26 protein-coding genes are annotated in these 25,356 nt (G+C 68.3%); 18 read left to right on the top strand and 8 right to left on the bottom strand.

Annotation, left to right across the window (positions count from 1 at the left end; translation table 11 throughout):
- Nucleotides 1–14: 14 nt before the first annotated feature.
- Nucleotides 15–1,007 carry an aldo/keto reductase gene (locus OL358_RS15685; RefSeq protein WP_264710989.1) on the top strand — a complete coding sequence of 331 codons (993 nt, stop codon included), beginning with the start codon at nt 15–17 and terminating at the stop codon, nt 1,005–1,007.
- Nucleotides 1,008–1,086: 79 nt separating this feature from the next.
- On the opposite strand, the gene OL358_RS15680 is transcribed toward OL358_RS15685, so the two are convergent.
- From OL358_RS15680 to OL358_RS15670, 3 genes are all read right to left on the bottom strand, one after another.
- A complete protein-coding gene (locus tag OL358_RS15680) occupies nt 1,087–2,979 on the bottom strand; it encodes an adenylyl cyclase (protein WP_264710988.1) in 1,893 nt (630 codons plus the stop codon).
- Nucleotides 2,980–3,211: 232 nt separating this feature from the next.
- Entirely contained in the window at nt 3,212–3,613 is a 402-nt protein-coding gene (locus OL358_RS15675) for a hypothetical protein (protein WP_264710987.1), read from the bottom strand.
- Nucleotides 3,614–3,716: 103 nt separating this feature from the next.
- Nucleotides 3,717–4,322 carry a GNAT family N-acetyltransferase gene (locus tag OL358_RS15670; protein ID WP_264710986.1) on the bottom strand — a complete coding sequence of 202 codons (606 nt, stop codon included), beginning with the start codon at nt 4,320–4,322 and terminating at the stop codon, nt 3,717–3,719.
- A gap of 90 nt (nt 4,323–4,412) precedes the next feature.
- Between OL358_RS15670 and OL358_RS15665 the strand changes: the two genes are divergently transcribed.
- Genes OL358_RS15665 through OL358_RS15655 form a run of 3 tightly spaced genes read left to right on the top strand, consistent with a single transcriptional unit; the run spans nt 4,413 to nt 5,990 of the window.
- Complete coding sequence (locus OL358_RS15665; protein ID WP_264710985.1) at nt 4,413–5,219, top strand: glycosyltransferase; 807 nt, start codon at nt 4,413–4,415, stop codon at nt 5,217–5,219.
- 55 nt (nt 5,220–5,274) lie between these two features.
- Entirely contained in the window at nt 5,275–5,700 is a 426-nt protein-coding gene (locus tag OL358_RS15660; protein ID WP_264710984.1) for an SRPBCC family protein, read from the top strand.
- A complete protein-coding gene (locus tag OL358_RS15655; RefSeq protein ID WP_264710983.1) occupies nt 5,697–5,990 on the top strand; it encodes a DUF1905 domain-containing protein in 294 nt (97 codons plus the stop codon). Before OL358_RS15660 ends, OL358_RS15655 begins: the two co-directional genes overlap by 4 nt.
- A 3-nt stretch (nt 5,991–5,993) precedes the next feature.
- On the opposite strand, the gene OL358_RS15650 is transcribed toward OL358_RS15655, so the two are convergent.
- Entirely contained in the window at nt 5,994–6,854 is an 861-nt protein-coding gene (locus OL358_RS15650; RefSeq protein WP_264710982.1) for a hypothetical protein, read from the bottom strand.
- 314 nt (nt 6,855–7,168) lie between these two features.
- Between OL358_RS15650 and OL358_RS15835 the strand changes: the two genes are divergently transcribed.
- The 10 genes from OL358_RS15835 to OL358_RS15600 all read left to right on the top strand — a co-directional run bounded on the left by OL358_RS15835 (nt 7,169) and on the right by OL358_RS15600 (nt 16,179).
- On the top strand, nt 7,169–7,546 hold the full coding sequence (locus OL358_RS15835; protein ID WP_319805449.1) for a prepilin-type N-terminal cleavage/methylation domain-containing protein: 378 nt from the start codon (nt 7,169–7,171) through the stop codon (nt 7,544–7,546).
- 244 nt (nt 7,547–7,790) lie between these two features.
- Nucleotides 7,791–8,216 (top strand): prepilin-type N-terminal cleavage/methylation domain-containing protein, encoded by a 426-nt coding sequence (locus tag OL358_RS15640; RefSeq protein ID WP_264710981.1) that lies wholly within the window; start codon nt 7,791–7,793, stop codon nt 8,214–8,216.
- Nucleotides 8,217–8,257: 41 nt separating this feature from the next.
- Nucleotides 8,258–8,752 (top strand): hypothetical protein, encoded by a 495-nt coding sequence (locus OL358_RS15635; protein ID WP_264710980.1) that lies wholly within the window; start codon nt 8,258–8,260, stop codon nt 8,750–8,752.
- The gene (locus tag OL358_RS15630) at nt 8,743–10,518 is read left to right on the top strand and encodes a hypothetical protein (RefSeq protein WP_264710979.1); all 1,776 of its coding nucleotides are present in this window, start codon (nt 8,743–8,745) and stop codon (nt 10,516–10,518) included. The genes OL358_RS15635 and OL358_RS15630 overlap by 10 nt, the downstream gene beginning before the upstream one ends.
- Nucleotides 10,515–11,351 (top strand): prepilin peptidase, encoded by an 837-nt coding sequence (locus tag OL358_RS15625; RefSeq protein ID WP_264710978.1) that lies wholly within the window; start codon nt 10,515–10,517, stop codon nt 11,349–11,351. Before OL358_RS15630 ends, OL358_RS15625 begins: the two co-directional genes overlap by 4 nt.
- Before the next feature lie 34 nt (nt 11,352–11,385).
- Nucleotides 11,386–12,441: a pilus assembly protein PilM gene (pilM, locus tag OL358_RS15620; RefSeq protein ID WP_264710977.1), complete on the top strand. Its 1,056-nt coding sequence runs from the start codon at nt 11,386–11,388 to the stop codon at nt 12,439–12,441.
- Nucleotides 12,441–13,091: a hypothetical protein gene (locus tag OL358_RS15615; protein WP_264710976.1), complete on the top strand. Its 651-nt coding sequence runs from the start codon at nt 12,441–12,443 to the stop codon at nt 13,089–13,091. The genes pilM and OL358_RS15615 overlap by 1 nt, the downstream gene beginning before the upstream one ends.
- Nucleotides 13,088–13,798 carry a hypothetical protein gene (locus OL358_RS15610; protein ID WP_264710975.1) on the top strand — a complete coding sequence of 237 codons (711 nt, stop codon included), beginning with the start codon at nt 13,088–13,090 and terminating at the stop codon, nt 13,796–13,798. The genes OL358_RS15615 and OL358_RS15610 overlap by 4 nt, the downstream gene beginning before the upstream one ends.
- Nucleotides 13,799–14,944 carry a type IV pilus twitching motility protein PilT gene (locus tag OL358_RS15605; protein ID WP_319805448.1) on the top strand — a complete coding sequence of 382 codons (1,146 nt, stop codon included), beginning with the start codon at nt 13,799–13,801 and terminating at the stop codon, nt 14,942–14,944.
- Entirely contained in the window at nt 14,944–16,179 is a 1,236-nt protein-coding gene (locus tag OL358_RS15600) for a type II secretion system F family protein (RefSeq protein ID WP_264710974.1), read from the top strand. Before OL358_RS15605 ends, OL358_RS15600 begins: the two co-directional genes overlap by 1 nt.
- Nucleotides 16,180–16,229: 50 nt before the next feature.
- On the opposite strand, the gene OL358_RS15595 is transcribed toward OL358_RS15600, so the two are convergent.
- Nucleotides 16,230–17,873 (bottom strand): GspE/PulE family protein, encoded by a 1,644-nt coding sequence (locus OL358_RS15595; protein WP_264710973.1) that lies wholly within the window; start codon nt 17,871–17,873, stop codon nt 16,230–16,232.
- A 148-nt stretch (nt 17,874–18,021) separates the two neighbouring features.
- On the opposite strand from OL358_RS15595, the gene OL358_RS15590 reads away from it, so the two are divergent.
- Entirely contained in the window at nt 18,022–19,029 is a 1,008-nt protein-coding gene (locus OL358_RS15590; RefSeq protein ID WP_264710972.1) for a YihY/virulence factor BrkB family protein, read from the top strand.
- A 7-nt stretch (nt 19,030–19,036) separates the two neighbouring features.
- Here OL358_RS15590 and OL358_RS15585 read toward each other — a convergent pair whose 3' ends face one another.
- Both OL358_RS15585 and glgP read right to left on the bottom strand, forming a co-directional pair.
- On the bottom strand, nt 19,037–19,768 hold the full coding sequence (locus tag OL358_RS15585; RefSeq protein ID WP_264710971.1) for a glutamine amidotransferase: 732 nt from the start codon (nt 19,766–19,768) through the stop codon (nt 19,037–19,039).
- A gap of 46 nt (nt 19,769–19,814) precedes the next feature.
- Nucleotides 19,815–22,373: an alpha-glucan family phosphorylase gene (gene glgP, locus OL358_RS15580; protein WP_264710970.1), complete on the bottom strand. Its 2,559-nt coding sequence runs from the start codon at nt 22,371–22,373 to the stop codon at nt 19,815–19,817.
- A gap of 146 nt (nt 22,374–22,519) precedes the next feature.
- Here glgP and OL358_RS15575 point away from each other — a divergent pair, with 146 nt between their 5' ends.
- Genes OL358_RS15575 through OL358_RS15565 form a run of 3 tightly spaced genes read left to right on the top strand, consistent with a single transcriptional unit; the run spans nt 22,520 to nt 23,901 of the window.
- Nucleotides 22,520–22,753, top strand: coding sequence for a response regulator (locus OL358_RS15575; protein ID WP_264710969.1), 234 nt, complete (start codon nt 22,520–22,522; stop codon nt 22,751–22,753).
- Nucleotides 22,740–23,381 carry a CYTH domain-containing protein gene (locus OL358_RS15570; RefSeq protein WP_264710968.1) on the top strand — a complete coding sequence of 214 codons (642 nt, stop codon included), beginning with the start codon at nt 22,740–22,742 and terminating at the stop codon, nt 23,379–23,381. Before OL358_RS15575 ends, OL358_RS15570 begins: the two co-directional genes overlap by 14 nt.
- Before the next feature lie 22 nt (nt 23,382–23,403).
- A complete protein-coding gene (locus OL358_RS15565; RefSeq protein ID WP_264710967.1) occupies nt 23,404–23,901 on the top strand; it encodes a PaaI family thioesterase in 498 nt (165 codons plus the stop codon).
- 48 nt (nt 23,902–23,949) lie between these two features.
- Here the strand turns inward: OL358_RS15565 and lpdA are convergent, their stop codons facing one another.
- On the bottom strand, nt 23,950–25,350 hold the full coding sequence (gene lpdA / locus OL358_RS15560; protein WP_264710966.1) for a dihydrolipoyl dehydrogenase: 1,401 nt from the start codon (nt 25,348–25,350) through the stop codon (nt 23,950–23,952).
- Nucleotides 25,351–25,356 lie beyond the last annotated feature (6 nt).

Genomic DNA, 25,356 nt, shown 5'->3' with positions numbered 1-25,356 from the left:
ATGGAAGGATCCCCATGCAGCACCGCGCACTTGGCCGCACCGGACGCTCGGTGTCGGCGATCGGCCTCGGAACCTGGCAGCTCGGCGCCGACTGGGGCGCGGTGAGCGAGGACGACGCGACCGCGGTGCTCGCGGCATCCGCTGATCACGGCGTCACCCTGTTCGATACCGCGGACGTCTACGGCGATGGGCGCAGCGAGTCGATCATCGGGCGCTTCCTCGCGGGGCGGCCCGGTCACGGGATCACGGTGGCCACCAAGATGGGCCGGCGCCTCGCGCAGGAGCCCGAGAACTACACGCCCGAGAACTTCCGCGCGTGGACCGACCGCTCGTGCGCCAACCTCGGCGTCGACACCCTCGATCTGGTGCAGCTGCACTGCCCGCCGTCGGCCGTGATCGATGACGACGCGACCTATGACGCTCTGGACGCGCTCGTCGCCGACGGCACGATCGCGGCCTACGGCGTGTCCGTCGAGACGACCGCGCAGGCGCTCGCCGCGATCGCTCGGCCGAACGTGACGAACGTGCAGATCATCTTCAACCCGTTCCGCCTCAAGCCGCTCGACGAGGTGCTTCCCGCCGCCGAGGCAGCCGGGGTGGCGATCTTCGCCCGGGTGCCGCTGGCGTCCGGTCTTCTTTCGGGAAAGTACACGGCGGCGACGACCTTCGCCGAGAACGACCACCGCACCTACAACCGTCATGGCGAGGCGTTCGATCGGGGCGAGACGTTCTCGGGCGTGGACTTCCAGACCGGAGTGGATGCCGCGGCCGAACTCGCCGCCGCGCTGCCCGCCGATGCCTCACTGCCGGCGGCGACGCTCGCGTGGATCGCCGCGCAGCCGGGCGTGACGAGCGTGATCCCCGGTGCGCGGAACGTGCGCCAGGCGGACGCGAACGCCGAAGCCGGGACGCTGCTCGACGGAGGATTCGACGTCGACGCGTTCGATCGCGTCGTGCGCGAGGTCTACGACCGCGACCTGCGGGACGCGATCCACCCGCTCTGGTGACCGGTCGGCCCCCGCGCGACGAAATGACGGATGCCTCGTCCCGGCGTGATCTGCCGGGACGAGGCATCCGGATCCCGCGCTACGGCGCGGGGTAGTCCACGAGGTACTGCGGAGTACCCGTGTTGGTGTTGTCGGCCTGTCCGCCGACGCCGTTCACGACGTGCTGGATCGTTCCGGCGCTGAGGTTCACCGTCATGATGTGGTGCAGCTGGACCCCGGGCCTCTGAGGCACCGAGAAGCCGTTCGCCGTGATGATCTGCGGATTGTTCTGGTTGAACACGTAGACGCCGGCCCCGTCGAGGCGGTGCTTCTTCACCTTCGCGTCGACCACGTAACCCGGATAGCCGAGCGTGCCGTCGGGCTGCGTCCAGTCGGCCTGCGTCGGCGGGTCGTACGGCAGCTCGTTCTGGTAGAGGACGACGCGGCCGTTCTCGCCCTTCCAGAGGGTGTTGTACTTCTGGAAGTGCTCGACGAACAGTCCCGTGGCGGTGACGTTGTCGCCGTTGACGATCACTCCGTTCGTGCCCGTGTTGGTGGCCCAGCGCTGGGTGTCGCCGTTCACGCCGCCGGTGAACCCTTCGACGCCGTGATCGGCCCGCCAGACCCACGTGTGATCGATCAGCACGTTGTCGGCGTTGATCTCGAGCGCCGTCGTGGACTTGCCGATGTGCGGACCGCCGACGCGGAAGTACACGTCGCTGAGCGTGATCGGGTTGTTCTTCGACGCCTTGCTCGACAGATTGAGGGTCTTCGTGAGCCCGACCTTCATCAGCACGGGGGAGAGCTTCTCGCCCGCGTCGATCGTGACACCGGCGACGATGACTCCCGGCACGTCGGCGACGGCGAGCGGGACGGCCCCCTTCTTCGCCGTGAGGGTCGCGTGGCCGAGGCCGAGCACGACGGTGTTCGGACGCCACGCCAGGATCGTCTCCGGAATGTCGTACACCCCCGGCGTGAGGATGAGGTTCTTGCCCGCCGCGAGCGCGAGGTTGATCTTCTTCACGGAGTCGCCCGGCTTCGCGATGAAGAAGTCGGTGATCGGGATGCTGCGCCCGGCCGTCTCGCCCGCGCCCCACGAGATGCCGCTCGAGTCGCGCTGGAACGACGGCACGCGAACCGCGTACCTGCCGTCGGAACCGACATAAAGGTACGGCTTCTCCCGGGATGCCGGCGTGGCCGCGAGCGTCGTGTACGGATCGGTCGGGAAGTTGGCGTCACTCGGCGCGCCGACGACGCCCGAGAACACCTGGTTCCAGACGCCGTTCGACCAGCCGGCCACCTCCGTGTTGCGGGTGAGCCACTGCTGCTGCGAACCGCTGACCACGAAGGGCAGGCGCGAGTCGGCGATGAAGCCCCCGCTCGCGTACTGCGGACCCGCGGTGCAGTAGTCCATGAGCGAGAGGTTCGCCCCCGAGATGTCGAGTCGGCGCATCGACACGGCCTGCGACACCGCCCAGAAGTTGGCGCTGCCGCGGCATCCGTCGTCTCCGAGGCTGTTCACCTGGATCGAGAGGTTCGAGATCGTCCGCCAGAAGTTCACGAGCGCGAGGCAGTTGGAGGTTCCGCCGTCGGCGAGGCAGCGGTTGTACACCTCGATCGATCCGTTGATGTCGACGTCGGTGGGTGATGCGCCGAGGCCGGCGACCTCGGTGTAGTAGCCGACGTCGAACTGCAGGGGGTTCTCGGCGGTGCCGTACTGGCCCGGCTTGAAGAGCACGGCCTTGCGAACGCCGCTCATCTCGGCGTCGCGCTGCTGATCGGCGAGGGCGTCGAGTTCGGCCTCGATCTGGTCGATCGGCGTATCGGGGGAGTAGACGGTGACGTTGGGTCCGAAGTCCGGGTTGAACGGATCGACGGCCCAGGGTGGCGCGGCGCTCGCGGGGCTCGCCATCAGTGCTCCGGCGATCACTGCTGCTCCGGTGATGACGGCTGCGATCCGCCTCGTCCGGCTGCGGGGGATGGGGGTGGTCATGCGAGAGTCCTCTCATCGTCGAGGGATGTCGCGCGGCAGGTATGCCGCCTACTTACAGGACAGTAACCAAACCGTGGGAGCGGTTTCAAGGGCTACATCGACGAGAGCGCTCACATGACGAAACCCTCATCATCGGACCCGTTCCCGGGATGACGAGGGCGGTGCGCAAGAGTGAAGGGCACCGTACCCCTGGCTTGGTACGGCGCCCTTCACGTTCAGGGGACGGCGGGAGTCAGCTCTTGAGCTCCTTGCCGTGGACCGTGAGCGCATAGATGACGACGATGTCGAGCGCGAGCACGGTGAGCGACCACCAGGGCTGAACGCCGATGAGGGCGAGCTGGCTGATGGCATTGATGGCCACGAGGATGATGGCGATCACTCGCGCCCAGGTGGCGCCGCGGAGCATGAAGATGCCCACGAGCACCAGCGCCAGGCCGATGATCAGGTGCCACCAGCCCCAGCCGGCGACGTTGAAGAGGAGGAGGTAGGCGTCACCCGCGGCGATGAACTTCTCGGCCGGCGCGAGGATCGCGGTGAGGCCGAGCAGTGCGTCGAAGGCACCGGCGATGATGAGGACGATGCCCGCGAAGACGGCCCAACCGGCCCAGCCGGTGCGCTCCTGCGTGTCCGACATGTGTTTCCCTTTCCCGAGTCAGGTCGCGGCGAGGTGCGACCTGTGGCGTCTACATCGTTCTGCCGGTGCGGGGGTGGGTGCGTCACCCGGTTCGGGTGAAAGGTCAGTCGAAGTCGAGGCGCATGACCAGGCGGCGCTTGGTGGGATGGGTGACCTCCGCGAACCCGGCCGCCGTGAACGGGCCGAGCGCGCCGACGTTGAGCTCGTCCCAGATGACCTGCGAACCCGCCGTGAGGAGGGGATATCCCTCGATGGCGACGGCGCCGCGGGCTCGGGCATGCTGGGCGGCGGCGGCGACGAGCGGGTAGGTGAGGCCGCGCCCGCGGTGCCCCTTGCGCACGATCATGCAGGCGATCGCCCAGACGCTGTCGTCGTTCTTGTCTTCGTCGCGTCCTGCCCAGGGGACGGGGGACCCGCGCAGGCGGCCGAACACACTGCGACGGTCGACCGCGCACCACGCGACGGGCTCATCGCCGTCGTACGCGACGAGACCGATGGTCTCGGAGGCGCGCGGATCATCGCAGTGGGTCTCTTCGCGCAGAATGGCGCCGCGTTCGCTCGGGGGCATGTGCCACCAGTCGCGGTCACCGAGGCGCTGGCGCTGGCATTGGCAGCGGCCCGCCGTGCCGGTGAGCACGGCCTGAAGATCGTCCCACGTGGCCTCGTTGGCGGGGACGATCCGCAGATCGGTGGCGGCGGCGGCATCCATGGCTCTGAGGCTAGCGGGCGCCTCGGACAGCCTCGCCGGGCGTGCGAGGCGCTCTCCGGAGTCGAAGACCTCGGGGAGTATGGTTTGCGTGTGCCCCTCGCTCCTCGTGTCACGGTCGTGATCCCGTGCCGCGACGATGCGGATTTCCTCGACGCCTGCCTCGCGGCGCTGGCGGTGCAGCAGCATCCGGCCGACCGCATCGTGGTGGTCGACAACGGCAGCACGGATGCCTCGGCCGACGTCGCACGCCGCTATGGCGCCGACGTCGTGGAGGAGGCGCGCATCGGCATCTGGCCGGCGGCTTCCCGCGGCTACGACGAGGCCCTCGACGGCGCCGACATCATCGCGAGGCTCGATGCGGACTCGCGTCCCCATCCGGACTGGATCGCGCGGCTCGTGCGGGGGTTCGTGGCGGATCCGGGCCTCGGCGTGCTCACCGGGGGAGCGGAGTTCTACGGCGGGAGCCCGCTCACGAACTACCTCGGTGAGCGATGGTACGTCGGCGGGGGGCACTACTGGGTGAAGAAGTGGCTCGGGATCCCGCTCGTGTTCGGCTCGAACTTCGCGATGCGCGCGCGCGTCTGGGAGCGTGTGCGCGACCTCGTCGATCGGGAGAATGCGCGGATCCACGACGATCTCGACCTCACGATCCGCCTGCGTCGAGCCGATGGCGTGCGCTACGACCCGCAGCTGCGCATGCCGGTGTCGGCGCGCCCGCTGCAGACCGTCGGCGGGCTCTCGCGCCGTGTGTACAAGGTGGCCACCACATTCGCTGCGAGCTGGCCCGAGGGCGCGGCCTGGCGCCGTCGCGAGGACGACCGGTGGGTGGCGGATGCCGCTCCCGCCGCCGAATGGACCTCCGACGCCGATGACTGGACGCCCGAGTACGGCCGTTGAGGCCACGATCCGACGGCCGGGTGCGCATGTCGGCGGCACCGGCTACCGTGGCGGGATGTTCGAGATGACCGAGAGCGCGCTGGTCGAGGCATCCGTCGATGAGGTGTGGAGTGATCTGACCGATGCCTCACGACTGGCCGAGTGGATCTGGCCCCCTCGTTTCGAGACCGCCGCGGTCGTGCAGGCGACCGCCCTCGGACGGTGGGAGGTGCGCTCGTCGGTCGCGGAGCTCGCCGTGCTCGGCCGAGTGCTCGAGCTCGAAGCGCCCCGCCGAATGCGCCTCGAATGGCGGTGGGAGGGCGAGGAGCACGCCACCGACGCCGAGCTGACGCTCGAGAGTGCAGCGGATGCCGCGACCCGCGTCACCGTGAGGCATACCGGGTTCCTCTCGGCCGAGGAGCGGGAGAGCCATATCGAGGGCTGGTCGAACTGTCTGCAGAGGCTTGTCGATCGGCACGGCGGGGTCGCGTCCTTCGGATGATCATCGAGTTCGAGGCGGACGTCATCCGCTGGGACGCCCGAGACGACGCCGCCTGGTTCTTCGCGACCGTTCCGCCGGAGCTGAGCGAAGACATCCGCGAGATCCCGCGACCGTACCGCGGCTTCGGGGCGGTACGCGTCCGCGCGCGCATCGGCGGCACGGAGTGGTCGACCTCGATCTTCCCGTCCGACGACGCGTACGTGCTGCCGTTGAAGAAGGCGGTGCGCGATGCCGAGTCGCTCGTCGAGGGCGGTCCGGTCGTCGTGCGTCTCGATGTGCTCGACGGGTGAGGGTCAGAAGCTGAGTCTGCTCGACCGCGGGGGATACATCGCGATTCCGCGACCGAGCACTTTGCCCGACTTGTGGTGCAGGGCGAACTGGGGGAGCATCGCCTGCCACAACCGCGCGAGCTCGGCCGGCGGCTCGCCGTCGTCGATCACCTTTGTCACGAGGAACGACGCGATATCGGCGAGCTGCAGGATCTCGCGGTCCCACATGCTGAGGTCCGTGTCGAGCCACAGCGGCTTGTCGAGCACGAGGTTGTAGTTCGGGACGCGGGTGAGGTCCTTCTCGAGCTGAGACCGGATCTCGTGGATGCCGCCGCTCTTGAAGAGCGCCTCGTGCTGCGTCTGCTGGTCCGCCACGATGATGGCCGACTCGCCGGAGAGCTGGTGCTCGAGGGTGAGTGCGATGTTGCGCTGCAGGTAGCTGTAGGCGATCCCGATCGGATTGGTGGAGATGCCGCGCGCGATCATCTTGTACTTGTCGACGACGTTGGCCAGGATCAGCGGCCGGAACACGGACATCGCGAGGCCGAGAGCGTGGAGGAACGCGTCCATCGCTGCCTGGTCGGCGAGGGCGGAGTATCCCGTCGGGGCCGAGTGCTTCCTCCCTCCGTGCAACGCCCTGGCGACGTGCAGCAGGTAGCGCCCCTTGATCTCGGTGTCGTCCCACGGCGCGTCGGTGGCCGCGCCGAGATGCTCCGCTTTGGCGCGCAGCAGGTACTCCGCAAGCGGCTTGCGGGCGCTGTCCCGGATGCCGACAGCCGCCAGTGTGAAGAAGGTGGCGGTCCCGGGGACGAGTTCGGGCGGATCACTCCCCGGCACCGTCGCGAGCGACGCGGTCCCGGTCTCGTCGACGTAGAAGATGAGCATCGTGATCAGTCTCGCGCACATTGGGAGCGCCCCACGACCCTGACTGATATATCAGCGAAGTCGCATATATTCAGGCGGCTCGCCGCTCTTCCTCAGCAAAACCTCAGGAAGCTCCTTGCGGAATCTTGGGGGAAAACCCCTTTTGCGCTTTCATGAGAAGTCCCTAATGTGATTGACGGGGAAGGGATACATGCCAGGGCATGAATCCGAAGCAGTACCGAAGCAGTAAACCTGAGCCGGCTGGCAGACTGGGCGAAAACGCGGTCCGATCAGGGATGTTTTTCCAAAATCATCCGATCAGAAAGCTGTCCGCCATGCGCACCTTCATCAAGAACTACCTCGAGGCCGAGAAGGCCCGTCGCGAGGAGAACGGCGAAGCCGGCTTCTCCCTCATCGAGCTCATCGTCGTCGTCGTGATCCTCGGCGTTCTCGCCGCTGTCGCGATTCCGATCTTCATGAACCTGCAGGGCGACGCCGAGGTGAACGCCCTCAAGACGTCGGCCGCGAACGGCGCCACGCAGGCGTCGTCGGCGATCGCCCAGGGCGAGCTCGCCACCTTCACGTTCGCCAACCTCAGCAAGGACGGCGTCACCGTCGCCTGGGTCGGCGCCGACCGCACCCTCGACGGCTTCTGCGTGAGCGCCGCCAAGACCGGTGTGGCCACGCAGCAGTCGGGCCCCGGCTGCTCCTGAGCTGAGTCGGCCGGAGGACCCGACCTCCGGCCGGCCGCTCGCTCGATCAGGCCATACCCAACCGACTCTTCGGCTCCGACCGAGTCACAGTGCAGTTGCGTCCCCAGCGCACGCCGTGAACTCCTCGCCCGAAGTCCGAGGCGCAGGCTGAGCGTCCCCAGCGCGCAGACTGCATCTCTCCAAGGCCAGGGCGACCTCTCCCCAGGAGGTCGCCCTGGCCAAAACCCGCATGAGGGAGGTGGACATGTTTCGCAGGGAAGACGACGGGTTCAGTCTCGTCGAGGTCATCATCGCGATGTTCCTCCTCATGGTGCTCGCCCTCGCGGTGCTGCCCCTCATCATCGGAGCGACGCGCGTGAGCGGGTCGAACAAAGACCTCGTCGCCGCCACGACCTTCGCGAACGCGCAGCTGGCGCCGATCCGGGCCGCCTACTCGAACAATCCGACCACACCCACCAGCTGCTCCGCCCTCGTGTCGACCTACGCACGAACCGGCCTGGTGGACCCGGCCGGAACCGGTCTCCGCGCGAATGTGATCGTGAGCACCTGCCCGACGGGTGCCTCTCTCTACCCCGCCGTCGTGACGGTGACCGCGCGTGTGTACGACGTCGGTGAGCCATCCACGATCCTTGCGACCGTGCCCACGAAGGTCATGGTCTCGGGCTCATGACCGCGGCACATGAAGCGGACGACGGGATCACTCTCGTCGAGGTGCTCGTCACCGGCCTCGTCGCCGCCCTCTTCCTCGGCCTGCTCGCCATGCTCTTCGCGAACGGCATCCAGGCGCAGGCACAGACCACCGATCGCGATACGGCAACAGGAAAGGCAGGCGTCGTGAGCAATTCAGTCCTCACCTCGATCCGCAATGCCTCGACGTTCACGGTCACCGATTCCGGGCGGGGCCTGATCGCAAAGGTCGCAACCGGTGCGACCGGCTGGCAATGCCGGGCATGGTTTCTCGAAGGCGACGGAGATGTGCGCTACAAGGCGAGTTCGACGGCGCTCGCAACGAGCAACGCAGCGACGTGGACGCGGCTGTCCACAGGTGGGACCGGGACGCTGACCGGCGGTGCCGCGTTCGCGCAGACTGGACGCGAGCTCACGATGGGACTTCGTCTGACGATCGGCGACGCCGTTGTCCCCCTTACGACTGGTGTGACCGCTCAGGCGGTCAGCGACGGAACGGATACCACGGCGTGCTGGTGAACATGCTTCGCTCCGACACGGAGCGCGACGAGCGCGGATCAGCGCTCGTCTCCGTCCTGGTGATCATGCTCGTGCTCAGCATCGGGGGCCTCGCCCTCGCCGCGATCGTCACCAACACGACATCCATGCTCGTACAGAATCGCACGACCGTGCAGTCGCGCGCGGCCGCCGATGCCGGCCTGTCCGAGGCGATCGCGCAGGGCCGTCGCGCGGGGGGCGTGTGCGCGATCGGTCTCACATCGACGTCGGCGCCTCGCTACACCGTCAGCTCTAGCTGCTCCGGTGGAAAGGTCACCATCACGTCGACCGGCTTCGGCGAAGACGGCGGCACCACCGTGACCAACGCGGTGTATTCGGTGACGTCGGCATACCAGGGACTCGATGGGGCCCTCGTCTCTGCGAGCGGATCGCTGAACGTCTCGTCGATCGACGTGCAGTCCGCGACGAACGACGGTGACATCATCCTCAACACGGGCAACTTCGACTGCAACAACTCGATGGAGGTCGACGGCGACCTCATCGTACGCAACGGGTCAGTGAGCCTTTCCAACGCGTGCCTGATTCGCGGCGACCTCATGGCGTCGGGGAACATCGTGATCAACAACAACGCCGTCGGCGTCGGCGGCAAGGTCGTGACGCTCGGGTCATTCAGTCTCACTACGGGCGCAACGGTCACCGGCGACGTCTTCGCGCGCGGCACCGCCACCGTCAATAGCGGCGGCAAGGTCAACGGCGGTATCACCGCGGTCGGCAATGTCACGATCAGCGGATCCGCCACGCGCGTCGGCGGCTCGATCATCTCGGGTGGTGCGATCGAGTTCAACGCCGCGACCGTCGTCGGCTCGATAGTCACTTCGAGCACGTCGGACGCATCCTTCTACAAGGGGACGGTGGGTTCTGTTCGGGTCGCCGGCCGGTTCAGCTCGTTCCAGGAGACGTCGGTCACGGGCTCCGTCGAGTCGACTCGAGCGGGCCAGTCGAACAGCGTCACCCCCGGCACCGTGATCGGCGGCGCGCTGCGCGTCGCAGGCACGATATCGACGTGGGGGGCCGGGCCGAGCGCAGCCGGGGGAATCACGCAGAACGCGACGGGACTGGTCGTGCCGACTGCTCCCACCGTGCCGACCCCGTATGAGCTGACGACCGAGGCCTTCGTGTGGACGGACCTCCCGTATGCCGACACCGCATGGACAGGCGCCGGCTATACCGTTCTGCCGGCACCGGGCGGGTGCGACTTCCAGAACGTCGCCGCGAACGTGGCGATCGTCAACGCGCGGACGACGCCGACTCTCTACGACGCCCGCTCCTGCTCGGACGTCAAGATGTATAACGTCACCTTCAATCTGAAGACCGATATCGCGTTCGTGCTGAAGAGCGCGTCCGCTCAGCGGCTGAAGATCAACTCCGCCGACGGGCAGCCCCACCAGTTCCATCTGATCAGTCCGGACGCCACCGTCAATCAATTGCCGACCTGCGCGTCGGGGTACGGGACGATCGTCCTCAGTGACGTGGCCATGGCTCCGCTCATCACCGGTGCCGCGTACTCGCCGTGCACCATCTCGATCGGTCAGTCGTCGGGGGGAAGCCGCTGGAACGGGCAGATCTACGCGGGCACCGTCGCGTGGGGCGGCAACAGCACCCCGCGCATGATCCTCGACTACAAGGAAGTCGACCTGCCCGGGTTCGACCCGGCGGCCGGCGGCGGCGGAGGCGGCGGCGTTACCACCACTCTCGGCGCGCTCGTCTCGCAGAGGGACGTGCCGTGAGCGGGTCTGCTGTCATCTTCATCGTGGCCTTCGCCGCGCTCCTCGGGCTCGTCATCGGCTCGTTCCTCAACGTGGTGATCTACCGGGTTCCCGCCAAGGTCTCGCTGCTGCGCGAGAGCCGGTGCCCCGGGTGCAACTCGGCCATCCGGCCGTGGAACAACGTCCCCGTCCTGTCCTGGGTCGTGCTGCGCGGCCGCTGCGCCGACTGCGATGAGCCGATCTCAGCGCGCTACCCGCTCGTCGAAGCGGCAACCGGTGCCGCCTTCGCCTTGGTTGCCTGGGCGTCGCTGGCTTCGCAAGCCTCTGTCGGGGGCAGTTGGACGGCCGCGGCAACGGTGGTGACTATCGCATATCTCTACTTCGCCGCGATCAGCGTCACTCTGACGATGATCGATCTCGATACGCGCAGGCTCCCCAACGACATCGTGCTTCCGAGCTACATCGTGGCGGCGGTGCTGTTCGCCCTCGCCTCGCTTCTCGATGCCGACTGGACCGGACTGCTGCGTGCGGCGATCGGCGGCCTGGGCCTCTACGCCTTCTACTTCGTCCTCCGGCTGATCCGGCCTGCGGGCATGGGTGGCGGCGACGTCAAGCTCGCCGGGCTCGTCGGCATCTATCTCGCGTGGCTCGGGTGGGGAACGCTCGTCGTCGGCGCCTTCGCCGCATTCCTGCTCGGCGGTGTCTTCGGCATCGTCCTGCTCATCACGCGGCGCGCCGGGCGACGCACAGCCATCCCGTTCGGTCCTTGGATGCTTGCAGGCGCGTGGGTCGGGATCTTCGCCGGACAGACGGTCGGGCAGTGGTACGTCGGAACCTGGGCGGTCGGCTCATGACCGCAATTCGCATGACAGAGGGAAGGGGTCGGCGATGACGAAAACGATCATCGGGCTCGAGATCACCGAAGAGGGAGTGCGTGCGGCCGAGGTCACCACCGGTCGCGCGCCGAGCCTCGTCGCCTGGGGCACAGTTCCGCTTCCCCCTGGCGCGGCGAAGGACTCGGAGGTGTTCGACACCGACGCGGTCGTGCTCGCGCTGCGGCAGCTGTGGAGCCGCGCCGGCTTTCGCTCGAAGCGTGTGGTCCTCGGCATCGGCAGTCGCAGGATCGTCGTCCGTGAGTACACCACCGCGGCGATGCGCCCTGACCTCCTGAAGCAGGCCCTTCCCTTCCAGGTGCAGGACCTGCTGCCCGTTCCGGTCAATCAGGCGGTGCTCGACTTCTACCCGGCAGCGCAGGAGGGCAACATGATCTCCGGCCTTCTCGTCGCCGCGGTCTCGGAAACCGTGGAGCAGCTGATCGCCACGGTGGCGAAAGCAAAGCTCACGGTTGACGTGGTCGATCTGGCTCCGTTCGGCCTCGCGCGGGCCGTGACGAGACTCGCCGCCCCCGGTGAGACCGTGGCCGCCCTCCACCTCGGTGATCACACGAGCTACGTGGTGATCGTGGAGGCCGGCGTTCCGCGATTCGTGCGCATCCTTCCGATCGACATCGTCACCGACGCCGTCCGGAACCGCGAGCTGGCCTCGCTCGCCGCCGAGCCGGAGTCGGCACCGGTCGTCGAGGAGGTCCTCGAGACGGTGCCTCCGTCAGGAGAAGCCCCGGTCCGAAGGGGTCGGTCGGCCGGCCGGAGCGCTCGCCCCGTCGGGATGTCGGAGTCGGCACTTTCGGACCTGGTCGGTCGGCTTCGCAGCACGCTCTCCTTCTACGCGGGCCGCTCCGGCGACGCCCCGGTGTCACGCGTCCTGCTCTCAGGGGCGGGTGCGGCCGCGCCGGGCGTGGCGGATGCGCTGGCCGCAACGCTGCCGCTGCCCGTCGCCTATGCAGGCGCCGTGGAGATCATCGGCGGCAGTTCGACACCCCCCGTCGGCGACGACAGCCTCAATCTGCTGACGACCGTCGGGCTCGCCCTGGGAGACGCGCGATGATGGCGGCCGCCAGCCCGCCGGCGTACGCGCTCGGCGGCGCTCCGCGGGTCGACCTCATGCCGCGGACCGAGACGGATCGCCGTCAGCGCCACGCTCTGGTGCGCAAATGGGTCTGGGCGATCATCGCGGCCGTGTCCGCTGTCGCGCTCGCGATCGCGGGCGGAGCATGGATGCAGTGGTCTGCCCAGCAGCGCCTTGCGAGCGCGAACGCGGACACCACCGTGCTCCTCGGCGAACTTGCCGCGCTGACCGACGTGCGGACCACGGCCGCGCTCGAGGAGGAGCTCACCGAGTTCCGTTCTCAGGCGATGGCGTCTGATCTGGCGTGGCCGAGCCTCCTCGGAAGCGTGGCGAGCGTGCTGCCGGACGATGTGGTGATCTCGGGCTTCGACCTGACGTCGGGCGCGATCCCCGTGGGCGAGGATCCCGCCGGGGAGGTCGGCGTGATCGGCACGATGACGTTCGCGACGAGCACCCCGGTCGAGATCGTCCCGCTCATCCGCTCCGTGCGTGCGCTTCCCGGCGTCATCGATGCGGACGGCTGGGAACTGACGTCCGAGGGCGATCCGCGGGTCTACACGTACCTGCTGCGAACGACTTTCGACCAGTCGGTGTACACCGGCGACTACGCGAACGGAGAAGAGCAATGACCTTCTCGAAACAGCTCATCAACCTCCTGGGGCTCGTCGTCGTCCTCGCGATCGTGGTCGCAGGCGTGGCGATGCTGGCGCTGCCGCTCTACAGCCAGTCGCAGAGCACCGACCTCGCCGTCAACGAGGTGACTCAGACCAATGACATGTATGCCCTCCAGGTCGAGCAGCTCAGGGCCGACGAGGCGCGCATCGACGAGATCACGGCGTCCGTCGCGCTCCTCCGGGGCGAGATCACCGCTCTGCCGCAGCTCGACGATGTGCACGAGCTCGTCGAAGCCGCTGCCGGCGAGGCCAAGGCGACCGTCGTCAGTGTGATCGCCGAAAGCCCCGTCACGTGGATCCCCCGCACGGTGGTGACCGTCGCGGAAGACGGTGAGACCGCCGCGGCAGAAGAGGCGGCGCCCGCGGAGGGAGCGCCTGCCGACGGTGCAGCCACCGAGGCGGAGTCGACCGAGGCATCCGGTGACACCACAGAAGAGAGCGCGGCAGGCGGCGAAGCGCCGACGGAGGTCGTCTCCCCGCAGCAGCAGGTGCCGGTGGTGATCACGGTGGAGGTGCCGGACGCATCGACCGCGGCGGCCTTCATCGATGCGCTGGACGCCGGTCCGCGACTCATCGGCATCGAGTCAGCCGTGCTCAGCGACCAGGACGGCGTGCTCCAGCTCATCGTCAACGCGCTGGCCTTCATCCGGATCGAGGACTAGATGACGTACGACTCCACTTCGCTGCCGTCGATGCTCGCGGTGGCGGGCCGTGCCGGAGCATCCGACGTCCACCTGACCGCGAATCACCCGCCGCTCATGCGGGTGGACGGCGATCTCGTCGAGATTCCCGGCAGCCTCGAGCCCACCCCTACGAACTGGCTGGAAGGGGCGATCGGCTCGCTGATGACGTCGGATCAGATCGCGGAATTCCGCCAGCACGGTGAGGTGGACCTCTCGTACTCGGTCCCGAACGTCGCCCGGTTCCGCGTGAATGCGTTCCGGCAGCTCGGCGACGTCGCGGTGGCCATGCGATTCATCCCCGACAAGGCGTTCACCCTCGACCAGCTCGGCGTGCCCGACGTGGCGCGCGATCTCGTGCTCAAGCCGAGAGGCCTCGTTCTTGTCACCGGACCGACGGGATCGGGGAAGTCGACGACCCTGAGCGCGATGATCGACATCGTCAACCGGACGCTGCCGGCGCACATCGTCACTGTCGAGGACCCGGTCGAGTTCCAGCACACCAGCCGCAAGTCGCTCATCCACCAGCGTGAGATCGGCAGTGACACCGCGTCTTTCTCGGAGGCGCTGCGCCGCGTTCTTCGTCAGGACCCCGACGTGATCCTCATCGGAGAGCTTCGTGATCCGGCATCCATCTCCACCGCCCTGTCAGCGGCCGAGACCGGTCACCTCGTCCTCTCCACGCTGCACACCCAGAGTGCGGCCAAGTCGATCAACCGTATCGTCGACGCGTTCCCTCCCGACCAGCAGACCCAGGTGCGGACGCAGCTCGGTGACACGCTGCAAGGCATCATCAGCCAGACCCTGCTCCCCATGGCGCAGAGCGATGGACGAGCGATCGCGACCGAGGTGCTCATCAACACCCCGGCGATCGCGAACCTCATCCGCGAGGGCCAGGTGAGCCAGATCTACACGATGCTCCAGGCCGGCGGCGGGCTGGGAATGCACACGCTCGACCAGGATCTGCGACGGCTCGTGGAGAACGGGAGCATCGCGATGTCGCTCGCCAAGTCGTACGCGATGGACCCGTCCTCGCTCGACGATGCCAGAGTGCGGCCGCGGGAGCTCGACGCGGAGGCCTGGGCGCTGCACTCGGGTGAGCGCGTGAACGACGGCTGGGGCTACTGATGGCGCTTTTGGAGGAATACACCTACCGCGCCGTCGACGCGAACGGGGGTGCCATCGTCAAAGGCACGCTCGAGGCGGCCGGCGAGAACGCTGTCACGGCGAAGCTGCGCGCGCAGGGACTCACTCCGCTCGAAGTCACCCTGGCGTCGAAGACCGGCCTGAATCGGGACATCTCGATTCCCGGCTTCGAGCGACGGGTGAAGGTCGGCACGCTGGCGGTCTTCGCGAAGCAGATGGCGGGTCTGATCAATGCCGGACTCCCGCTCATGCGCACGCTGACGATCCTCATCGAGCAGGCCGAGGACAAGAAGCTCCAGAGCGCGCTCGTGGGAGTGCACGCGGCCGTCGAGTCGGGTTCGTCGTTCTCGGTCGCTCTCGCCGCGCACCCGGCGGTGTTCCCGCCCCTCATGATCAGCATGGTCCGTGTCGGAGAGACAGGTGGATTCCTCGGTCAGTCGCTCTCGACCGTCGCTGAGACCTACCAGGGTGAGGCTGAGCTGCAGGGCAAGATCAAGTCCGCCACGACCTACCCGATCATCGTGTTCGTCATCGCGATCCTCGGCGTCATCGCCATGATCACGTTCGTCGTCCCGGTCTTCGAGGGCATGTTCGAGAGCATGGGATCGGCGCTGCCGATTCCGACGCAGATCCTGGTCACGCTCTCCAACAACATGGTGTGGATGCTGCCGGTGGCGATCGTCCTCGGCATCGCGGCGTGGCTGTGGTGGGTGCGCAATGGGCGAGAAGAGAAGGTGCGCAAGGTCGTCGACCCTTGGAAACTCAAGCTTCCGGTCTTCGGTCCGCTCGCCACGAAGATCGCCGTCGCCCGGTTCTCGCGCAACCTCTCGATGATGCTCGACGCCGGCGTTCCTCTGGTACAGGCGCTGTCGATCGTCGGCTCGGCGTCGAACAACTGGAAGATCGAGCAGGCCGTGCGCGACATCCAGGAGTCCGTGAAGCAGGGTCGATCGTTCTCTGCTCCGCTCGCCAAGGCGCAAGTGTTCCCGCCCATGGTCGCCCAGATGATCGCGGTGGGCGAGGAGTCGGGCACGCTGGCCGACATGCTCACGAGCATCGCCGACTTCTACGAGAACGAGGTCGAGACGGCGACCGAACAGCTCACGGCGTCGATCGAGCCGATCCTCATCGTGGGCATCGGGCTCATCATCGGCGGCATGGTCATCTCGCTTTACATGCCGATCTTCTCGATCTACGGAGAGCTCGGGCAGCAGTGACCGATCTCGGCTGAGTCACCGACACGCCGACGGCGACCGGGCGCCGGACGTCACACCGCGACGCGCAAGACCTCGTCGATCGTGGTGACCCCCTGCGCGACCTTCGAGAACCCGTCGTCGCGCAGCGAGACCATGCCCTCGTCGAGCGCGAGCTGGCGCATCGCGGTGCCCGTCGCGCGGGCGACGGCGAGAAGCTCGAGGCCTTCGCTGATCGTCATCACCTCGTGGAGCGCCACTCGCCCGCGGAAGCCGGTCCCCGAGCACGTGCCGCACCCCACCGCGCGGTAGAGCTGCGGCAGGTCGTTCGGGTCGTGCGGGAAACCGACGGATGCGAGTGTCTCGCGGCTCTCGACGTGGGGCTCGCGGCACTTCGTGCAGAGTCGTCGCGCGAGGCGCTGGGCGACCACGGCTGACAGGGCCGTGCCCACGAGATACGGCTCGCAGCCGATCTCGATGAGACGGGTCAGCGCGCTCGGAGCGTCGTTGGTGTGGAGGGTCGACAGCACGAGGTGGCCGGTGAGAGCCGCTTCGATCGAGATCGTCGCCGTCTCCTGGTCGCGGATCTCGCCGACGAGCACGACATCGGGGTCGGAGCGCAGGATCGACCGCAGCGCGGCCTGGAACGTCATGCCGGCGCGCTGGTTCACCTGCACCTGGTTGATCCCGGCGATGCGGTATTCGACCGGGTCCTCGACCGTGATCACGTTGATCCGCGAGTTGGCCACGGTGTTGAGCGCCGTGTACAGGGTCGTGGACTTGCCCGATCCCGTCGGGCCCGTCACGAGCACCATCCCGTGCGGGCGGGTGATGGCCGTACGGAAGCGCTGCTCGTTGATCGAGGAGAACCGCAGGTCCGACATCTCCATCGCCGTCCCCGAGTTGTCGAGGATGCGCATGACGATCTTCTCGCCCCACACGGTGGGCAGCGTCGCGAGGCGCAGGTCGACCTGCCGCCCGTCGTGCAGCACGGAGAGCCGGCCGTCCTGCGGCTTGCGGCGCTCCGCGATGTCGATGGAGGCCATGATCTTCAGGCGGGAGATGACGCCGTCCTGGATCGAGCGGTCGGCCTTCTGCACTTCGTGGAGCACGCCGTCGATGCGATAGCGGACCGTCAGCTGGCGTTCGCCCGGCTCGATGTGGATGTCGCTGGCCCGGTCGTTGATGGCCTGTGTGATGAGGAGGTTGACGAAGCGGACGACCGGTGCGTCGTCGACCTGCTCCTCGAGGACCTCGGTGCTGCCGGCCCCGTCGGCGGCGGCGATCTCGCCGATCTGTTCGGACAGGTCGCTCAGTTCCTCGTCGGAGCGCAGGAATCGGCTGAACGCGGCGGCGAGGGCGTCGGCGGCCACGACGACCGGCACGATGTTGAGATCGGTGGCGGTGGCGACGTCGTCGAGTGCGATGAGGTCGGTCGGGTCGATCATTCCGATGACGAGCTGACGGCGTCCGCGGGAGATCGGGATGAGGTGGTAGCGACGGCAGAGCGTCGGCGCGACGACCGCGACGATCTCGGGGTCGAGAGTCTCCGACGACAGGTCGACGTACCGATAGCCGCTGTGGATCGCGACCGCCTGAGCTATCTGCGTCTCGGTCGCGAGGTGCGCGGCGACCAGTCGCTGGCGCAGCTGCGTGCCGTCGACGTCATCGGTGAGCATGGCGGAGATCTCTTCGGCGTCCACCACTCCGGTGGTCACCAATGTCTGCGCCAGCCCATTCACTTGCGTCCCTTCCCCAACTTTCGTCACATGACGCCCCGACGCCATGATATTGCCCAAGTGCACCACGAGGGAATGCCTCGTCAACCCCGACTTTTCCGGCGTTCGCGGCGGATAGCCTGACCGTATGGCCGACCTCATCGCGAAGCTCACCGCCTGGGCACTCTCGCTGCGGGCGGTACGAGTGTGGTTCCACTACCTGGAACGGCGCGGACCGATGCTGTCGGACAGCATCACCTACCGGGCCCTGTTCTCGGTTTTCGCGGCCGTCCTGCTGGGGTTCTCGTTCGCGGCGCTGTGGCTCGAGGGGAATCCGGCGGCCCTCGAGGCCCTCGTGAACACCGTGGATGCCGCGATCCCCGGCCTCATCGGCACGGACGGCATCATCGACGTCGACCAGATCCAGCCCGTCGGCTTCACGCTCACCGGCATCCTGTCGCTCGTCGCCCTGGTCGGTGCGGCGATCGGCGCGATCGGGTCGCTGCGGGCTGCGCTGCGGACGCTCGCCGACGAGATCCATGACGACGTGTTCTGGATCTGGGTGATCCTGCGCAATCTGCTGCTCGCCCTCGCGATCGGCGGCGGCTTCGTGCTGTCCGCCGCGGTCACCTTCTACGGCACGACGTTCATCGGCGTCGTGGGGGACTGGTTCGGCACCGACTCGTGGGTCGGCGACCTCGCGACGCAGGTTCTCGCCATCGGCGCCACGTTCCTGCTGGACGGCGCGATCGTGGCTCTCGCCTTCGTCGTGCTGAGCGCCGTCAAGGCACGCCCGGCCACGCTCATCGCGGGTTCGCTCATCGGAGGCGTGGGGCTCACCGTCCTGCAGCAGCTGTCGGGCCTGTTCGTGCGGGGCGCAGGAAGCAACCCGCTGCTCGCATCGTTCGCCGCGCTCATCGCGCTGCTGCTGTGGTTCAACCTGTCGGCGCAGGTGATCCTCCTCGCCTCCACCTGGATCATCGTGACCGTCGCTCAGGATGAGGACCGCGTGCGCGAGAAGTACGGCGCCACCACTTTCGAGGCGCGTCGCGTCAAGCGCGCGGAGGACGCCCTCCGCGTCGCGTCGGGCGAGCTGGAGCTCGCGCAGGCTGCGGCCGCGAAAGCCCGTCGGAAGTCCGACCCGAAGGACGGCTGACGCGCCGCTAGCGCGAGAAGCGCTCGACGAAGGTCCGCAGCATCCGGCTCGGGTGCGAGACCGCGGCGCGGCGGACCGCCGCGAGTGTCAGCTCGAGCTCGTCCGCGGCGAAGTAGCCGTAGCCGGCGTAGGCGTGGATGCGCGTCGTGATGCCGTCGACGTCGAGCTCGGGGTGGAACTGCGTCGCATAGACGTTCTGGCGCACTTTGAACATCTGCACCGGGCAGTCGGGCGACGAGGCGAGCAGCGTCGCCGACGACGGCAGCGCGGTGATCGCCTCCTTGTGCCCGACGAACGCCGCGAACTCTCGCGGCAGATCCTCCAGAAGAGGATCGGATGCTCCGTCCTCGGTCAGCGTCACGGGGACGACGCTGATGGGCTCGGGGTACGTCCGATCGATGACCGCGCCCTGGTGCGCACCGAGCGTGCCGATGCCGTAGCAGGCGCCGAGGAACGGGAAGTCGCGCGCCACGACCTCGTCGAGCAGCGCCTGGAACTCCGCCTCGACCCGATGCTGCACCGCCGACTTCGTCTCGTCGGCGTCGGACGCGTTGAACGGCCCGCCGCCGACGAAGATGCCCGAGATCCCGTCGAGATCGAACCGGGGCATCGGGCCGGCTTCGAGCCGCACTCGCAGCAGGTCGCGCTCATCGAGACCGGTGTAGCGCAGGAACAGCGCGTACTCCTCGTCGGCGGGCACGTCTTCGGCCCGCGTGGCGAGGAGGACGAACGGCTTCACGGATCAACGATATTCGCTCAGCGCGACCGTCCGAGACGGACGCGGATCAGGAGGGGTACGCGACCAGCCCGAGTTCGACGGGCGAGACGAGCTGCGGATGCGCCGGCACCACCCGCACGGTGTACCCGAAGGTTCCCGTCACGGTCAGGGGCAGGGTGCCCGTGAACGTCGTGAGTCCGTCCACGGCCGGGCCCGCCGGCTGGAGGCGCTGCACCGAGTGATCGCGCGCGAGGGCGTCGTCCTCGTCGGTGCGGCCGTAGGCGAGCTCGACGGCGACGTCGTCGGGCGAGAGCCCGTCGAGCCGGACGGCAGCGCTCACCTCGAGGGCGTCGCCTGCTTGCGCCTGCGACGGGATGCCGGACGAGTCCACGCCCGCGATGACGACGCGGGGCCAGGCCTCGGTCACGCGTGCGACGAAGGCCGCGACGGCCCTGGCCTCCGCGAAGCCGTCGGCACGCAGGGCGACATCGTGCGCCGCCGACGGGACGTACAGCCGCTGCACGTAGTCGCGGACCATGCGGTCGCTCGTCGCCTTCTGCCCGAGGTCTGTCATGGTGTGGCGCACCATGTCGAGCCAGGCCACCGGCACGCCGCCCTCGCGCTCGTAGAACTTCGGGACGAGCTGGTGCTCGATGAGGTCGTACAGCGCCGCCGCCTCGGCGTCATCGCGCTCCTCGTCGCTCGATGCGGTGTCCGCCGTCGGGATCGCCCAGCCGTTGCGGCCGTCGTACCACTCGTCCCACCAGCCGTCGAGGATCGACAGGTTCAGCGCGCCGTTGAGCGCCGCCTTCATGCCGCTCGTACCGCACGCCTCGAGCGGGCGCAGCGGGTTGTTGAGCCACACGTCGCAGCCCGGGTACAGGCCCTTCGCGAGACCGATGTCGTAGTCCGGCAGGAACACGATGCGGCCGCGCACCTTGGGGTCGCGGCTGAACCTCACCAGCTGCTGGATCAGGATCTTGCCCGAGTCGTCGGCGGGGTGCGACTTGCCGCCGATGACGATCTGCACCGGGCGCTCGGGATCGGTGAGCAGCGCGGTGAGCCGCTCGGGGTCGCGCAGCATCAGCGTGAGCCGCTTGTAGGTCGGCACGCGGCGGGCGAAGCCGATCGTGAGCACCTCGGGGTCGAGAAGGTCGTCGATCCACGCCGGCACGATCGCCGAGCTGTTCGTGACGGATGCCGCCACCCGGCGTCGCGCCTCGGCGACGAGCTCGCCCTTCATCTGCTGACGCACACCCCACAGCTCCGCGTCGCTCACGGCGCCGCGGTCGTTCCAGTCGTGCGTGTCGGTGAGAGCGTCGCCCCACACGCGCTCGCTGAGCGCCTTCAGCGCCGGATGGACCCACGTCGGCGCGTGCACGCCATTGGTGATCGAGGTGATCGGCACCTCGTCCACATCGACGCGGGGCCACAGCATCCCGAACATGCCGCGGCTGACCTCGCCGTGCAGCACCGAGACGCCGTTGGCGTGCTGCCCGAGGTGCAGGCCGAGCACGGCCATGTTGAAGACGCCCTGGTCGCCGCCCTCCCACGTCTCGAGTCCGAGCGCGATCGCGCGTCCGGCGTCGAGGTTCGCGAAGAGTCCGGTCGCGAGGTAGTCGGCAATCAGGTCGCGCGGGAAGCGGTCGATCCCGGCGGGCACCGGCGTGTGGGTCGTGAAGACGGTCCCGGCCCGCACCTGCGCGAGCGCCGTGTCGAAGTCGAGCCCGTCGTGGGTGATGAGCTCCGACATCCGCTCAAGACCTTGGAAGCCGGCGTGGCCCTCGTTCGTGTGATAGACGTCCGGCGCCGGTCGTCCCGTGAGCTCCGACCACACGCGCACGGCGCGCACGCCGCCCACGCCCAGGAGCAGCTCCTGCAGCAGCCGGTGCTCGCCGCCGCCGCCGTAGAGGCGATCGGTGACCTTGCGCAGCTCGTCGGAGTTGGAGGGGGTCTCGGAGTCGAGCAGCAGCAGGGGGATGCGCCCGATGTCGGCGATCCACACGCGCGCGTGCAGGACGCGGTCGCCGGGAAGCTGGAGCGCGATCTCGACAGGCGCGCCCTCGCGATCGCGGAGAAGCGTCAGTCCGAGTCCGTACGGGTCGAGCAGCGGGTAGCTCTCGCGCTGCCAGCCGTCATCGCCGATCGACTGGCGGAAGTAGCCGGCCCGATAGAACAGCCCGACGCCGGTCAGCGGCACGCCGAGGTCGGACGCGCTCTTGAGGTGATCGCCGGCGAGGATGCCGAGGCCGCCCGAGTACTGCGGGAGCGAGCCGTCGACGCCGAACTCGGGGGAGAAGTAGGCGATGTGCACCGGCTTGTCGCCCTCGAGGCGCTGGAACCAGCGGTCCTCGTCGAGGTAGGCGGTGAGGCGCTCGTCCTCTTCGCGCACGCGGCGCACGAAGTCCTCGTCGCGGGCGAGCTCGTCGAGGCGATCCTGTCCGAGCGCGCCCAGCATGCGCGCCGGGTTCTCTCCGATCGACTCCCACAGGGTGGGGTCCATCGACGCGAAGAGGGCGTGTGTCGCACGACTCCACGACCAGCGCCAGTTGGCGGCGAGCCGATCGAGAGGTGCGAGGGCCTCGGCGAGGACGGGGCGGACGGTGAACGTTCGGATGGCCTTCACGCGAGCGATTCTAAGGGCATCGGATGAAAACGCTTGCACAACGGTTCGTGACGCAACGCGGACCGGCGATGCGCAAGGACGTCCATCGGGACACGCGCGAGGCGGTGGTCGCGTCCGGCGTCGGGAGCCGGGTCTACGCTGGCCTCATGGCCATCGCACGACTGCACGGAGGCCCGCTCGACGGGCAGGTCCTGCCCCTCGAAGACCCGCAACTCGAACGACTGATCGTCCCGTACAGCGAGACACAGGTCGTCTACGAGCGCAAGGGCGCCCCGGAGAAGACCGGCGAAGGCGACGGGCCCACCGAAGCCGAATTCTGGTTCGTCGAATCCCAGGACGACATCGATCCCTACAGCGACTCGGCGAGTGACCGGCGCTGATCACGGCGACGTGCCCGCGCGGTCGGTCGAGATCGAGCTCAAGTTCGACGTCGACGCGGGGGTCCCGGTGCCGGACTGGTCGAGGCTTCCCGGTGTCGTGGCGGTGAGCGCCGGCGAGGAGCGCTCGCTGGATGCCGCCTACCTCGACACCGCGGACGGAGCGCTCGCCCGTCACGGCTACGCGCTGCGTCGCCGCACCGGCGGCCCGGATGCCGGCTGGCACATCAAGGGGCCGCGCGGCGCCGACGGAGGACGCGTCGAACTGCACTGGCCGCTCGGCACCGAGGGCATCATCCCGACGGGGGCTCGAACCGAGCTGTCGGGCATCGTCGGTGACGCGGAGCTGACGCCGCTCGCGCGCATCCGCAATGAGCGCATCGCGTACGCGCTCGCGGGAGCGGACGGTGGAGTCGTCGCCGAGTTCGCCGACGACCACGTCCGCACGCGGGACGAGCGCAACGGCATCGATCGCGAGTGGCATGAGTGGGAGATCGAGCTCGGTCCCGCTGCCCCCGCCGACCCTCGGTGGCGCACCTCGTTCTTCGCCGCCGTGGAGGCCGCCGCGCTCGCGGCGGGCGGCCGGGCCGCGGCATCCGATTCCAAGCTCGCCCGAGCCCTCGGCCACTGACCCCGGGTCTAGGCTTCGTGCCATGACGACGCAGGACTCGCGCTCCCGCACCTTCGACTGGGACGACCCGGGCCCGCCACTGGTGGCCTCACGCGGCCTCGACGGCATCGACTACCTCCGCAAGCTCATCTCGGGCGAGCTGCCGCCTCCGCCGATCGCGCGCCTGCTCGACTTCACGATGGTCTCGGTCGAGCCGGGTGAGGCGGTCTTCGAGTGCGAACCGCGTGAGTACCACTACAACGTCCTCGGGATGGTCCACGGGGGAGTCGCGTGCACGCTCCTCGACACCGTCGTCGGGTGCGCGGCGCACTCGACCCTCCCGGCAGGCGTCGGCTACACGTCGATCGACCTGCAGGTCGCGTACCTGCGGCCGATCCTCTCGACGACGGGCGTGCTGCGGGCGCGCGGCCGTGTGGTCAAGGGCGGGTCGCGGGTGATCTTCGCCGAGGGAGTGCTGGAGGATGCCGCGGGCACCGCGCTCGCCACGGCGACCAGTTCGCTGCTGGTGCTGCGCCCGTGACGCACGAAGGCCCCGGGCATCGCCCGGGGCCTCCGCTCATCTCTGGCGTCAGAGGTTGATCATGTGGCCGGCGAGGCCGTGGAAGGCCTCCTGCACGGCTTCCGACAGCGTCGGGTGGGTGTGCACGTTGCGGGCGGCCTCGAGGGCGGTGAGGTCCCACTTCTGCGCGAGGGTCAGTTCGGGCAGAAGCTCGGACACGTCGGGCCCGATGAGGTGGCCGCCGAGGAGCTCGAGGTGCTCGCCGTCGGCGATGAGCTTGACGAAGCCGATGGGCTCGCCGAGGCCGTTCGCCTTGCCGTTGGCAGAGAACGGGAACTTCGCGACCTTGACGTCGTAGCCGGCGTCGCGCGCCTGCTGCTCGGTGAGGCCGAACGACGCGACCTGCGGCGAGCAGAACGTCGCGCGCGGCATCATCCGGTAATCGCCGAGGGTCATCGTCTCGGCCTTGCCGATCGTCTCGGCCGCGACCACGCCCTGCGCCTCTGCGACGTGGGCGAGCTGCAGCTTGGCCGTGACGTCGCCGATTGCGTAGATGTGCGGCACGTTCGTGCGCATGTGGTCATCGATGTCGATCGCGCCGCGGTCGGTGAGCTTCACGCCGGTGTTCTCGAGACCGAAGCCCTCGATGTTGGCGGCGAACCCGATCGACATGAGCACCTTGTCGGCATCGATCGACTGGGTCTCGCCCCCGGCGGCCGGGGTGTAGGTGACGGTGACCTTGTCGCCGTGATCGGTGACCGTCTCGACCTTGGTCGAGGTGAGGATGTCGACGCCGTACTTCTTGTAGTGGCGCGCGATCTCCTTCGACACGTCGGCGTCCTCGTTGGGGAGCGCGCGGTCGAGGAACTCGATGATCGTGACCTTGACGCCGTAGTTGGTCATCACGAAGCCGAACTCCATGCCGATGGCACCGGCGCCGACGATGACGATCGACTCGGGCAGGCCGCGCGACATGATCTGCTCTTCATACGTCACGACGTTCTCGCTGAGCGTCACGCCGGGGAGCAGGCGCACCTTCGAGCCGGTCGCGATGATCGCGTTGTCAAACGTGACGTCCTCGGTGGAGCCGTCGGCCTTGGTCACCGTGATCGCGTTGGGGCCGGTGAAGTTGCCGCGGCCCTCGTACTCGGTGACCTTGTTCTTCTTCATCAGGTAGTGGATGCCCTTGACGTGCGTCTCGGACACCTTGCGGCTGCGGTCCCACGCGACACCGAAGTCGAACGACACGTCGCCCGAGATGCCGAAGAGCTCGGCCTGGTCGTGGAAGATGTGGGCCAGGTCGGCGTTGCGCAGGAGAGCCTTCGAGGGGATGCAGCCGACGTTGAGGCAGACACCGCCCCAGTACTTCTCTTCGATGATCGCGACGGAGAGGCCGAGCTGAGCGCTGCGGACGGCCGCGACGTACCCGCCGGGGCCCGCGCCGAGGATGACGACGTCGTAGTGAGGCATGCGTCA

The sequence above is a fragment of the Microbacterium sp. SSM24 genome (assembly GCF_025989145.1).
Lineage (GTDB): Bacteria > Actinomycetota > Actinomycetes > Actinomycetales > Microbacteriaceae > Microbacterium.
Note: the sequence above shows the minus strand (reverse complement) of the source record. Positions and strands in the feature narration are given on the sequence as shown.

Excerpts from the sequence above, each read along its gene's own strand:
- OL358_RS15670 (WP_264710986.1), bottom strand. The coding sequence starts at position 4,322 with ATGGATGCCGCCGCCGCCACCGATCTGCGGATCGTCCCCGCCAACGAG.
- pilM (WP_264710977.1), top strand. The coding sequence starts at position 11,386 with ATGACGAAAACGATCATCGGGCTCGAGATCACCGAAGAGGGAGTGCGT.
- OL358_RS15640 (WP_264710981.1), top strand. The coding sequence starts at position 7,791 with ATGTTTCGCAGGGAAGACGACGGGTTCAGTCTCGTCGAGGTCATCATC.
- OL358_RS15590 (WP_264710972.1), top strand. The coding sequence starts at position 18,022 with ATGGCCGACCTCATCGCGAAGCTCACCGCCTGGGCACTCTCGCTGCGG.
- OL358_RS15655 (WP_264710983.1), top strand. The coding sequence starts at position 5,697 with ATGATCATCGAGTTCGAGGCGGACGTCATCCGCTGGGACGCCCGAGAC.
- OL358_RS15605 (WP_319805448.1), top strand. The coding sequence starts at position 13,799 with ATGACGTACGACTCCACTTCGCTGCCGTCGATGCTCGCGGTGGCGGGC.
- OL358_RS15575 (WP_264710969.1), top strand. The coding sequence starts at position 22,520 with ATGGCCATCGCACGACTGCACGGAGGCCCGCTCGACGGGCAGGTCCTG.
- OL358_RS15835 (WP_319805449.1), top strand. The coding sequence starts at position 7,169 with ATGCGCACCTTCATCAAGAACTACCTCGAGGCCGAGAAGGCCCGTCGC.
- lpdA (WP_264710966.1), bottom strand. The coding sequence starts at position 25,350 with ATGCCTCACTACGACGTCGTCATCCTCGGCGCGGGCCCCGGCGGGTAC.
- OL358_RS15565 (WP_264710967.1), top strand. The coding sequence starts at position 23,404 with ATGACGACGCAGGACTCGCGCTCCCGCACCTTCGACTGGGACGACCCG.
- OL358_RS15615 (WP_264710976.1), top strand. The coding sequence starts at position 12,441 with ATGGCGGCCGCCAGCCCGCCGGCGTACGCGCTCGGCGGCGCTCCGCGG.
- OL358_RS15650 (WP_264710982.1), bottom strand. The coding sequence starts at position 6,854 with ATGCTCATCTTCTACGTCGACGAGACCGGGACCGCGTCGCTCGCGACG.
- OL358_RS15660 (WP_264710984.1), top strand. The coding sequence starts at position 5,275 with ATGTTCGAGATGACCGAGAGCGCGCTGGTCGAGGCATCCGTCGATGAG.
- OL358_RS15600 (WP_264710974.1), top strand. The coding sequence starts at position 14,944 with ATGGCGCTTTTGGAGGAATACACCTACCGCGCCGTCGACGCGAACGGG.
- OL358_RS15685 (WP_264710989.1), top strand. The coding sequence starts at position 15 with ATGCAGCACCGCGCACTTGGCCGCACCGGACGCTCGGTGTCGGCGATC.
- OL358_RS15680 (WP_264710988.1), bottom strand. The coding sequence starts at position 2,979 with ATGACCACCCCCATCCCCCGCAGCCGGACGAGGCGGATCGCAGCCGTC.
- OL358_RS15610 (WP_264710975.1), top strand. The coding sequence starts at position 13,088 with ATGACCTTCTCGAAACAGCTCATCAACCTCCTGGGGCTCGTCGTCGTC.
- OL358_RS15675 (WP_264710987.1), bottom strand. The coding sequence starts at position 3,613 with ATGTCGGACACGCAGGAGCGCACCGGCTGGGCCGGTTGGGCCGTCTTC.